The sequence below is a fragment of the Virgibacillus subterraneus genome, from assembly GCF_900110695.1.
In the GTDB taxonomy this organism is placed as follows: Bacteria; Bacillota; Bacilli; order Bacillales; family Amphibacillaceae; genus Lentibacillus; species Lentibacillus subterraneus.
In genome coordinates, this window is sequence record NZ_FOEH01000004.1 from 157,232 (window position 1) to 169,045 (window position 11,814).

The window sequence follows — 11,814 nt, forward strand, 5'->3', positions numbered from 1 at the left end:
TAAATCATATCACAGAATAATTAGGAAAGCAATAAACTTAACTAAATTGTAACAAAATTCTGAATTGGACTCAATGTCTTTCACTCTAATAAGATAAGGTTACCCGTATCAATGATATTCGGGGGGAACCTACGTCTGTCAAGTAAATAATCTTACCAATGCGTAATTATATCTTTTTCATATTCAATAGTCAACAATCAAGAATTGAATTATTTAAAAAACTTGACTAATTGTTAAATCAATATTTTTTGAAAGATTTTTTGTTTTCTTAGAAATTTGGAGTGCATGACTTAATGCCATATTACTTCTACACCCAAAACAGTCCTAATTGATTTATTTTATTTTTCGTATCAGTCGTACCTAATTCATATAAACGACGATAAATTTTAATCAGATGATCATCATAACTTCTTCGTTCATCGTCAGCTCCCCACTCATCAAATGGTTTTCTTATATATTCCGTTGCTTTTCGACCATCCTTATTTTTTCAATAAATTATTGCTGCTTTAACTTCATCACGGCTGGCCATGATTTCATATTCAATGCTGTTATCAGGAACTGAAACTTCGCGTATATGTTCTGTATCAACAGCCACAAAGTTAGTTTTTTGTTCCTTTTTGTTAATAACCTCCCTGTTTATTCATCCTTCCCCTATTTAGTAAGTTAAAAACCTACATATTATGCAGTAAGTAAGTAGTTATACTTGCTTAACTGCAAAAAAAACTACTCGTTAGAACGAGCAGTTAATTTTGTATACTTTCTTTATAATCACAATTCACACATTGTATTCGAGTTTCTTTTTTATTTTTCTTTTCAACAAGTAATGATTCGCATTTTGGACATGGTCTTGAAATTGGTTTATCCCATGAAACAAAGTCACAATCAGGAAAACGATCACATCCGTAAAAAGTTCTCTTTTTCTTTGACTTACGTTCAACCACATTTCCTTCTTCACACTTAGGACATTTCACACCAATTTCTTTTAAAATCGGTTTTGTGTTCCGACACTCTGGGAAGTTCGAACAAGCTAAAAACTTACCATATCTCCCCATCTTGTATACCATTTCATGTCCGCATTTTTCACAGTCAATGCCAGCAGGTTCATCTCTTATTTCTATCTTTTCCATTTCCTGTTCTGCTTTTTCCAGTCGCTTATGAAAATCTGAATAAAATGTATCGAGTATTTGAACCCATTCTGTTTTTCCTTCTTCAATGGAATCAAGATCCCCCTCCATTTTCACAGTAAAATCTACATCGATTATTTCCGGGAAGAATTCTTCTAGGATATCTATTACAATTCCACCTAGTTCAGTTGGAATAAAGCGTTTATTATCAATACTTACATACCCGCGACGCTGAATTGTGTCCAATGTAGGTGCAAATGTGGATGGTCGGCCAATACCTTGCTCTTCCATTGTTCGAACAAGTCTTGCTTCCGTATATCTTGGTGGCGGCTGTGTGAAATGCTGGTTTGGTGTAACCTCTGTTGCATCAACAACCATACCTTCCTTTAAGTCAGGCAAAAACTTGTTTTCGTCCTTCTTATTATCATCTGTACCTTCTACATATACTTTCATAAACCCTTTAAATTTAACTTTGGATCCAGTTGCTCGAAACTCAACTCCATTGTTTAGTAGGTGAACAGTCATAGTGTCCATAATAGCAGGTGCCATTTGACTTGCAAGAAAGCGTTCCCAGATCAACTTGTACAGACGATACTGATCTCTAGACAAAACGGGTTTCATTGTTTTTGGATCACGTATAGCCGATGTGGGTCTAACTGCCTCATGGGCATCCTGGGCACCCTCTTGTTTCTTACCCTTACTTGTATTGCCTAGAAACTCCTTACCATACTGTTCTTCTATATATCCTTTAGCCTCTTGTTTGGCGGTATCGGAAATTCGAGTTGAGTCTGTACGCATATACGTAATTAAACCTGTTATTCCTCCAGATTTTTTTCCTAAATCAATACCTTCATATAACTGCTGTGCAACCATCATTGTTTTCTTAGCACGGAAGTTAAGCTTTCGCGCAGCTTCTTGTTGTAATGAAGATGTTGTAAAAGGCTTAGCTGGATTTCGTTTCCGCTCACGTTTATTTACTTTATCAACCGAGAATTTTTTATCATCCATTTTTTCGATAATGGATTTTACATCCTGCTCTGTTTTCAATTCCTTCTTCTTGTTGTCAACTCCATAAAATGATCCTTCGAAAACTTCTTTATCTTTGAGGAAACTAGCCTCGATAGACCAATATTCCTCAGGTTTGAAGTTCTCTATTTCCCTCTCTCGGTCAATAATCATTTTTACTGCTACCGATTGTACTCGACCGGCACTTAAACCTTTTTTAACCTTCTTCCATAACAAAGGGCTTATGTTATAACCAACAAGACGATCAAGAATCCGTCTTGCTTGTTGAGCATCAACCAAATCATTATTGATCGTACGAGGATGTTTAAACGATTCCTTTATAGCATCTTTTGTTATTTCATTAAAAACAACACGACATTGTGAATTTTCATCAACGTTTAAACTATGTGCTAAATGCCAGGCAATTGCTTCCCCCTCTCTGTCGGGGTCGGCTGCAAGATAAACTTTCTTTGCTTTCTTAGCTGCAGTTTTCAATTCTTTTAAAACATCGCCTTTACCACGAATCGTTATATACTTGGGCTTAAATTGATCTTCTATATCTACACCCATTTGACTTTTTGGTAAATCCCTTACATGTCCCATGGATGCTTTTACTTTATATTTTTTTCCTAAATAACGTTCGATCGTTTTCGCTTTTGCAGGCGATTCGACGATCACGAGGTAATCTGACATTTATTTTCCTCCCAAAATGAGGTTATTATTAAATAAATTGGAAATCTTCACTAATATTAAATAGTTACCATACATTTGTCAAACATGATATAAAATATAATACTCTAGAACAATGCTTTCAAATAACCCAATTCGGCATTATTCTATCCCAATCTTCTAAAATATCACCAGGGTCTAGTACTAATTTCGCACCATCCTGAATCATTTTATGACACCCCTTAGTTTGTTCCAATAACGGGGATCCAGGAACAGCATATACCTCTCTGCCTTGGTCTAAAGCCTGGTCAACTGTAATTAAGGTACCACTCTTATTGGTAGCTTCTATTACTAATGTACCGAAACTTAAGCCACTTATTATCCGATTTCTTTCTGGAAAGTAAAATCGCTCTGGCGGTGAATTAGGAGTATACTCAGAAAGTAACAAGCCGTATTTAGCAATTTGTTTAAAAAGAACTGTATTTTCTTTAGGATATATGTGGTTAAATCCACTACCCAGGACTGCAATTGTCTTTCCATTATTTTGCAAGGCCATCTGATGTGCAAAACTATCAATCCCTGTAGCCATACCACTAACAATGACCCAGTTTCTCTGAATTAATGGCAGAACATATTTCTCCATTTTTAATTTGGCTTCCCTGGATGGTTTTCGTGTCCCAATTACACTCAGAATTGGATTTTGGTGCAATAAATCTGTATCACCAATGGCATATAGTACCAGTGGCGCGTCTTTAATAGTTTTTAACACAAAAGGATAGTTTCCGTCAACTACTGTTATCACTTTATATGATTTTAAGTCACTTTTAAGCTGGTTCTTTAATTCCTGGCTACGAAGGTCTGAATGAAATAAAACTGCATTTTTATGGGGTAATGAAAAAAATTGGGTAAATTGCGTTGAAGTAAGTGTGTAGATGCTTTTTAATGTAGGGTCATAGCGGAAGAAATTTCGGATGGTTTTACGCGTAATACCACGACAGCGGTGCAAATGAATTAACCGTTTTCGAACTAATTCCAATAGATCACTTCCTTATTTATATAGGAGGAACCCAGAAGCAATTTCACCTCAGGGTTCCAAACATTTAATTAATGTGTTTTACATTTGTCTTGAAGATTTTTTTCTTTTAATACGCTAATCATGGTTTCACCCATTACTGCTGGTGTCTCAGCAACTTTAATACCACAATCGTTCATGACACGTATCTTCTCATCTGCTGTACCTTTACCACCAGAGATAATCGCCCCAGCATGACCCATACGCTTTCCTGGAGGTGCTGTAGCGCCACCAATAAAGCCTACTACTGGCTTTGTCATATTAGCTTTCACCCACTCAGCAGCTTCTTCTTCCGCAGTTCCGCCGATTTCACCAATCATAATTACTGCTTCTGTATCTGGGTCATCATTAAATGCTTTTAATACATCAATGAAATCAGTACCATTAACAGGATCTCCACCAATACCGACAGCAGAAGATTGTCCATATCCATTTTCTGATAATTGATGCACTGCTTCATAAGTTAATGTTCCAGAACGTGAAACAACACCGATATGTCCTTTCTTATGAATGTATCCTGGCATAATACCAATTTTACATTCTTCTGGTGTAATAACACCTGGGCAGTTAGGACCTACAAGGCGTGTTTTTTTGCCTTCCATATACCTTTTTACTTTGACCATATCCATAACAGGAATATGCTCCGTAATACAGATAGCAAGGTCTAAATCAGCATCTACCGCTTCCAGGATTGCATCTGCAGCAAATGGTGCAGGCACATAAATGACAGAAGCAGTAGCTCCTGTTTCTTCAACTGCATCCTGTACTGTATTAAATACAGGAACCCCTTCTACTTCTGTACCGCCTTTTTTCGGTGTCACACCGCCAACGATTTTTGTACCATATTCAAGCATTTGTTTTGTATGAAATTTTGCTGTACCACCAGTAATACCTTGGACAATTACTTTAGTATCTTTATTTACATATACACTCATTTTCGTCCGTCCTTTCTGCACAAAATACGATCATTTTTTCTAATACAGTAGCCTCTTCTATTGAACCTACTTTACCATAGAGACAATTTTTTCGGCGCCATCAGCCATTGATCCTGCTGACGTAATGTTTAAACCAGATTCGTCGAGTATCTGCTTACCTAACTTAACGTTAGTTCCTTCCAAACGTACTACAAGCGGCATTTCTAATCCTACTTGTTTAGTCGCTTCTACAACACCTTCAGCAATAACATCACACTTCATAATACCGCCAAAAATGTTAACAAAAATACCTTTTACATTGGAATCGGACAAAATGATTTTAAATGCTTCCGTAACCTTTTCAGCTGTTGCACCGCCCCCAACGTCAAGGAAGTTAGCGGGGTCGCCGCCGTAATGTTTAATGATATCCATAGTAGACATAGCAAGCCCTGCACCATTAACCATACAACCAATGTTACCATCTAATGATACATAACTTAGATCATATTTGGATGCATCAATTTCCTTCTCATCTTCCTCATCCAAATCACGTAACTCAAGGATGTCTTTTTGACGAAACATTGCATTATCATCAAAGTTTAATTTGGAATCTAATGCAAGAACCTGTCCATCACCAGTTGTAACAAGCGGATTAATTTCAGCGATAGAGCAATCTTTGTCTACAAATGCAGTATAAAGACTCATCATAAACTTCGCTGCCTTACCAATTAATTCATCTGGAATATTTATATTAAATGCTAGTCTCCGAGCTTGGTAACCTGAAAGTCCCACTACTGGATCAATAATTTCCTTGAAAATTTTCTCCGGTGTTTCTGCAGCAACTTCCTCAATTTCTGTACCACCTTCTTCTGATGCCATCATAACAACACGAGAAGTAGCACGATCCATTACTAGTCCAACATAATATTCTTTTTGAATATCACAGCCTTCCTCGATAAGAAGACGCTTGACTTCCTTACCTTCTGGACCAGTTTGGTGTGTAACTAATGTTTTTCCTAAAATTTCATTTGCGTATGTACGCACTTCATCCAAGTTTTTCGCAATTTTCACGCCGCCAGCTTTACCCCGACCACCTGCGTGGATTTGTGCTTTAACTACTTTTACGGAACTATCGAGTTTTTCCGCAGCTTCAACTGCTTCGTCTACCGTATATGCAACATGTCCATTTGGAACATTTACACCATAGCTTCGCAAAATATCTTTGCCTTGATACTCATGAATGTTCATCTTTCATCCTCCCATCAAAATTCACTGCATTCCTATTGTATAAAAAAACAACAAATTTCACAACAATAAGTGATTATTAGACAAAATTGACAGAAACTGATCTGAGATGTACCGAGAGTGCTCAGCATTGCAGGTAGTTGCAGTTATAAAGGATATCAACTTTTTTCACGGGCACAAACTACCTTTCATTATTATAATCGAATATCAATCGAAAAAAGTGTCATAATATTTTATTAAAATATATGACACTTTTTATGGTCGGCAAACGATTGTAATTATAAGATAAGTATTTAGCTAATTTTTGTTAGAATTTGCTACATTTTGGTCTGTTTTGTAGACAAATGCGAACACTTCAGCAACTGCTTGATACAATTCTTCAGGAATAGTTTCATTTATGTTAAGTTCTGCCAAAAGCTCAACTAATGAGGAATCTTCCTGAACAGGAACATTATTTTCCTTGGCTTTTTCTATAATACTTTCTGCTATGAGTCCTTTTCCAGTTGCAGTTACTTTTGGTGCATGCTCATGATTCTGGTCATACCTTAATGCTGCGGCTTTATTTCTTTTTTCAGTCATACCCAATAATCCACTCCCTGATAGGAATTCTGATACGCTGTTTTGAGCTTATCATTATCTGTGTGATTGTTTTCATGAATTGGTTTAATAGTAATAGTTGAAAGCTTATAATTTAATGACTCCAGTCCTTCTTTCAACATTGGTTTAAGGGAAGTAGAGTAATCAGCGATTTCACCTTGATCATTATATATGGTTATAGCTACAGCACGTTTTTGAATATTCATGTCAATAATGGTTTCCTTTAGATGTGCTAGTTCCAAATAAAATATTATTCGACAAAAATCAGGGTTTATTTTCCCGTTCTCAGACTTTTTCCCCTCGAATTCTAGTTGCATATCATTAGGTAAATCTAATTTTTCAGCCGGAATCTGTAAGCTTGCTTGAAGAAAATTGGTTGTGTCATTTACCGACTGTATTTGCATTCCATTTATAAAGTTCAATAATTGTTGTGAACGATCCTGAACAGTCCCCTCCGATTGCTGCAGGATTTGCATAAGCATCGATTTAATTGTAGCTGTTTGCTGTTGTCCCATATTATTTGCAAGCTGATTCTCATAGTTCAGTCCAGTAAATCGCAATACTTGTTGTAATTGACCTAAAAATTGTTCCTTTGGAGAAGAATTAAGAAACGATTCACCTAGTTTCATCGTTGTTAAAGTACGCTCTATGTTTGTGTAAGTATCGCTGCTTGCCATCGTTTGTAATACAGTAAGAAGTTGACGCATTTGTGCTGGATTATTCTCTATGAGCTTTGTTAGTTGTTGCTGCTGAGTCCCTGAGATAATAGGCATTAAAGACTTGCTTATCTGCTGTTTCAGTTGGGCAAATTCCTGCCCTGGCAATGTTGTATTGTTTGCAGTGGCAGTTTCAACAGAAAGTCCCCAAGTTTGAACAATTGCCTTTGATGTGGCCCTTATATTAGTACTATTACCACTCATTTGTTCTAGCAATCTAATTGCTTTAGTATTGCTTAACTCAAATGGTAATATTGCATGGTTACCTGAAGCAAGATTATTTTGTCTTGAAAAAGCTGCCCATTCTGACTTCCAAGCAGAAAACTCAACATTTGCATCTACAGCTCCAGAGCTTTTTAGCACATTAAAGAGTTGTTGGTTATTAGTGGCAGCTTGACTTATGATTTGCCTTACTACCTGATTAGGTCGTTCAGTCAATTGACTGATTCGATTAATTAAATTCTGATGGAGCTGAGTTTGATTAGGATCTTGTCTTAACTGCTGCAACAATGACTTCATTTGGTCTGTCATTCCAGTCTTGTTTGTTGCAGCCAATGCTTGATAAACCGAGTCTGTTATTGGTAATCTTGCCGAAATCATTTCTTTCACTATTTGCTGGGTATTATATTTATTTTGTGCGCCATCCAACTGCTGGAATGCCTTTTGTATTTGCTCTTTTGAAAACGGTATCTTTTCACTAATTAAAGACTGCATAAGTGCAACATTAGTCTTAGTGGGTTTAAGACCAAGTTGCCGTATTAGACTCACCATATTTGTATTAGACTGATTTTTTAATTGTTCTCCAATTACTTTTAAATGAATAACATTATCTGATGCTTGAACTTGAAAATGATACTTTCCACCAACAGCCAAAGAGGCTTCTAATTGAGCGATCATTTTTTGTGTTCCAAGCTGAATTTGTGCTTTATTATCCGGGAATAATTTAACAATTTTTCCTTGAACAATTTGCCCTGGTCTTAAGGTTTGTGTGGAATTAGAAACCTGAGATGAAGTTATTCGCTGTCCTGATAAATGTTGAATACTCATAGAAAGCCCCCCTCCATCAATCAATTAAGCGCATTTCGTAAAACATACAGGTCTTTAACCGTCGCAGTTGATATAAACTGTGAAGTAACATGGCAAAATAGCAGAGTGATTCGTCATCGCTTCGGAAATACATTCCGCTGGGTTTTGCTCAATTATTCAAAAAAATAAATGCATATTGTGATGATATAAACAAGATTTTAGACCATCTAAACCAGCAGTTGGAATATGCGAGACTCCTGTGGGACAGCGATCCTAAGAGCCCCCACAGGGAGCGTTCTTTGCGAGCGAGGCAGACTAAGTACGCCTCGTCCTGTGGCAACGTCTGCACTGGCACGTCCTATGCGTTGGAGGCTCGTGGTGAGCCCACGGATAGGGAAGAAACTGTGAAAGCATAAACTTGAACAGATGTCGCCTTTGTACCCGGAGTGGTGAAAGCGAGTATATTCCAACTTCGCGGTTAGTGAGCCTCACTAAATGATATTAATCGAATCTATGTCGCAGTTTATATCAACTACGCTATGATTTCGTTATTTTGATAATGCAACAATCTTTTAGATAACGGTTATTAGTTAATAGCATTTCTTACAGGTGCATACGACTTTCGATGATAGGGAGATATGCCGTGTTCTGTTAACATCTCCATATGATGCTTCGTGCCGTACCCCATATTAGATTTGAATTCATAGACAGGGTAATTCTTATGTAATTCCTTCATTAAATTATCACGAGTAACCTTTGCCAAAATACTTGCAGCAGCAATAGTTATGCTTTCTTGATCACCCTTTATAATGGGTTCAGAGGTACATGGTAAATTTTCAAGTGATACGGCATCAAGTAATACATGATCCGGTTTTGGATTCAATTGGTTTATAGCATCATACATTGCAAGTTTCGTAGCTTCGTAGATATTGACCTGGTCGATTTTTTGGCTGCTTATAATGGATATTCCATAACTAACCGCCTGATTCTTTAAAATACTAAAGAACTTGTTTCTTGTGGACTCATTCAGCTGTTTGGAATCGTTTAATCCAAGCAATTCAAATTCCCTTGGTAAAATAACGGAAGCGGCTACAACAGGGCCCGCAAGTGGTCCGCGACCAGCTTCATCAACACCAGCTATATACTGGCAGCCATTCGCATAGCAGTTTTTCTCATACCGGGACATTTGCACAAAGTTCTGTTTTATTTTCTGTTCTCTTAGTTTTTGGCGTTCATACTGTTTAATGAGTTTCTGAACTCCTTTTCGCTCGTCCTTTTTCAAATCATTTACAAATGATTCATCAACCTTTTCAGTTTCAAATAGCTTTTTTATCATAGCAATCGATTTATGTTCCATTTAATCACCTTTTTCTATTTCTTTATATCGGCTGTTTCCCTGAAAAAGTGAAAAGTGACATCATCAATAGATGTATGCCACTTAACTTTCAGGTGTTTCAAGTGTGATGTCGCCAAGTTTACCGGTCCTCAGATCACGTATTACCAAATCCGATACTTTTTCAAAATTTACGTTTCCGCCACTTTCCAATGCACCACGCTGTTTTCCAATAGATACAAATATCTCCCACATATCTTCCATATCAGGTTCAATTGTATAGCGCTCTTCAAGCTGTTTGGGGTAATGCTCTTGCATATATTTAATAACGAATGCTACGATATCCTGCAACGATAGGAGTTGATCCTTAATCGTACCAATAGCTGCTAATCGATAGCCAACTATTTCATCTTCAAATTTAGGCCACAAAATTCCCGGTGTATCAAGTAACTCAAAGTCTTTTTTTACTTTAATCCATAGCTGGTGCTTTGTTACTCCTGGCTTGTCACCAGTTTTTGCAATCTTTTTATTTGCGAGACGATTAATTAAAGTAGACTTACCTACATTTGGAATACCGATTATCATTGCCCGGGCCGGCCGTGGCTGAATACCTTTTTTTCTTAGTTTTTCCATTTTTTCTTGACCTAGCTCTTTACCTAATTGGATTACTCGTTTCAAGTCAGCCTTATCATTCACGTTAATTGCTATCGCATACACGTTTTGTTCTTTAAAATAAGAGATCCATCTATCCGTTTCACGATTATCTGCTAAATCTCTTTTCATCAGAACAATCATTTTAGGCTTGTTTTGTAAGACTTGTTGCAGCATTGGGTTTTGTGAAGATAATGGGGCTCTGGCATCAACTAGCTCCATTACGAAATCAACTAACTTTAATTTCTCTTCGACTTCACGTCTTGCTTTTGCCATATGCCCTGGGAACCATTGTATAGTCATTGTTTTATCACCTTATTTACTTATAGTCTGCATTCTGTCAAATGGCCAGTATATTAAACTTGTTTTTCCAACAATTTGATCCATGGGTATTAGACCTAACATACGGCTATCTGTTGAGTTGTTACGATTATCCCCTAACACAAGCACATGATCTTCAGGAATCTGTTTATATTCACCGGGAAGCTCTTCAAGCTTAAATTCACTTGTTAAAGAATTAGTAGACATTCTATTTTGTTTTTGTGCTGTCAGAAATGGTTCCTTGACCTCTTCTCCATTGATATACAATACATCATCGTCAACAGCAACGTGTTCACCAGGTAATCCGATAATCCGTTTTATGAAATCCTTTTGGTCTGAAGCATGGAAAACAACTATATCAAACCGTTTTGGCTCATCTATATCATATAAAAATTTATTAACAATCATTTGGTCCCGATCATGCAATGTAGGCATCATGGATGGACCATCTACAACAATTGGGGCAAAAAAGAACGTTCGGACAATAAAGGCTAATGCAAAAGCAATTAGTAAAGCCTTTATCCAGTCAAACCATTCACTTTTCTGTTTAGCCATATATTCCCCTCCGACAACAGCTATATGTATTATAGTATTATTTATTACCTTTATTATATCATTTAACATTAAAATTAGTACTTGTATTTAAAGTAAAAAGGAGCTTGCACACATGGGCCAAGCTCCTTTCCAATAATGTTGACTATTATCTGCGTTCTTTAATACGTGCTGCTTTACCACGTAAATTACGTAGATAGTATAGTTTTGCACGTCGAACAATACCACGACGAGAAACTTCAATTTTCGCAACGCGAGGTGAATGTACTGGGAATGTACGTTCAACACCAACACCGTAAGAAATTTTTCTTACTGTAAATGTTTCACTGATTCCTCCGTTTTGGCGTTTAATTACAACACCTTCGAAAACCTGAATACGTTCACGTGTTCCTTCGACAACTTTAACGTGTACTTTAACAGTGTCTCCTGGGCGAAACTCAGGATGATCAGTGCGAAGTTGCTCTTTTGTAATGTCTGCAATTAATTGTTGCATCCTACTTCACTCCTTCCAAACCAATGCTCATATCTCGCTAAGGGACAGCGGAACACCGTTTATACGACTTAAGTATCCTACTTAAGCACAACAGTA

General features: G+C 37.0%; 10 protein-coding genes. All 10 read right to left on the bottom strand.

What is annotated here, in order from left to right:
* Window positions 1-743: 743 nt before the first annotated feature.
* Window positions 744-2,822: a type I DNA topoisomerase gene (topA, locus tag BMY13_RS12620; RefSeq protein WP_092505025.1), complete on the bottom strand. Its 2,079-nt coding sequence runs from the start codon at window positions 2,820-2,822 to the stop codon at window positions 744-746.
* A 118-nt stretch (window positions 2,823-2,940) separates the two neighbouring features.
* Window positions 2,941-3,834, bottom strand: coding sequence for a DNA-processing protein DprA (gene dprA / locus BMY13_RS12625; protein WP_092492962.1), 894 nt, complete (start codon window positions 3,832-3,834; stop codon window positions 2,941-2,943).
* A gap of 68 nt (window positions 3,835-3,902) precedes the next feature.
* Window positions 3,903-4,805 carry a succinate--CoA ligase subunit alpha gene (gene sucD, locus BMY13_RS12630; protein ID WP_092492963.1) on the bottom strand — a complete coding sequence of 301 codons (903 nt, stop codon included), beginning with the start codon at window positions 4,803-4,805 and terminating at the stop codon, window positions 3,903-3,905.
* Between the two features lie 66 nt (window positions 4,806-4,871).
* Window positions 4,872-6,032 (bottom strand): ADP-forming succinate--CoA ligase subunit beta, encoded by a 1,161-nt coding sequence (sucC, locus tag BMY13_RS12635; protein WP_092492964.1) that lies wholly within the window; start codon window positions 6,030-6,032, stop codon window positions 4,872-4,874.
* A 294-nt stretch (window positions 6,033-6,326) separates the two neighbouring features.
* Window positions 6,327-6,608: an EscU/YscU/HrcU family type III secretion system export apparatus switch protein gene (locus BMY13_RS12640; protein ID WP_092505273.1), complete on the bottom strand. Its 282-nt coding sequence runs from the start codon at window positions 6,606-6,608 to the stop codon at window positions 6,327-6,329.
* Window positions 6,605-8,389 (bottom strand): hypothetical protein, encoded by a 1,785-nt coding sequence (locus BMY13_RS12645; protein WP_092505027.1) that lies wholly within the window; start codon window positions 8,387-8,389, stop codon window positions 6,605-6,607. The genes BMY13_RS12640 and BMY13_RS12645 overlap by 4 nt, the downstream gene beginning before the upstream one ends.
* Window positions 8,390-8,954: 565 nt before the next feature.
* Complete coding sequence (locus BMY13_RS12650) at window positions 8,955-9,725, bottom strand: ribonuclease HII (protein ID WP_092505029.1); 771 nt, start codon at window positions 9,723-9,725, stop codon at window positions 8,955-8,957.
* A gap of 81 nt (window positions 9,726-9,806) precedes the next feature.
* Window positions 9,807-10,655, bottom strand: coding sequence for a ribosome biogenesis GTPase YlqF (gene ylqF / locus BMY13_RS12655; protein ID WP_092492967.1), 849 nt, complete (start codon window positions 10,653-10,655; stop codon window positions 9,807-9,809).
* 12 nt (window positions 10,656-10,667) lie between these two features.
* Window positions 10,668-11,228 carry a signal peptidase I gene (gene lepB, locus BMY13_RS12660; RefSeq protein ID WP_092492968.1) on the bottom strand — a complete coding sequence of 187 codons (561 nt, stop codon included), beginning with the start codon at window positions 11,226-11,228 and terminating at the stop codon, window positions 10,668-10,670.
* A 145-nt stretch (window positions 11,229-11,373) separates the two neighbouring features.
* On the bottom strand, window positions 11,374-11,718 hold the full coding sequence (gene rplS, locus BMY13_RS12665; RefSeq protein WP_092492969.1) for a 50S ribosomal protein L19: 345 nt from the start codon (window positions 11,716-11,718) through the stop codon (window positions 11,374-11,376).
* Between the last annotated feature and the right edge of the window lie 96 nt (window positions 11,719-11,814).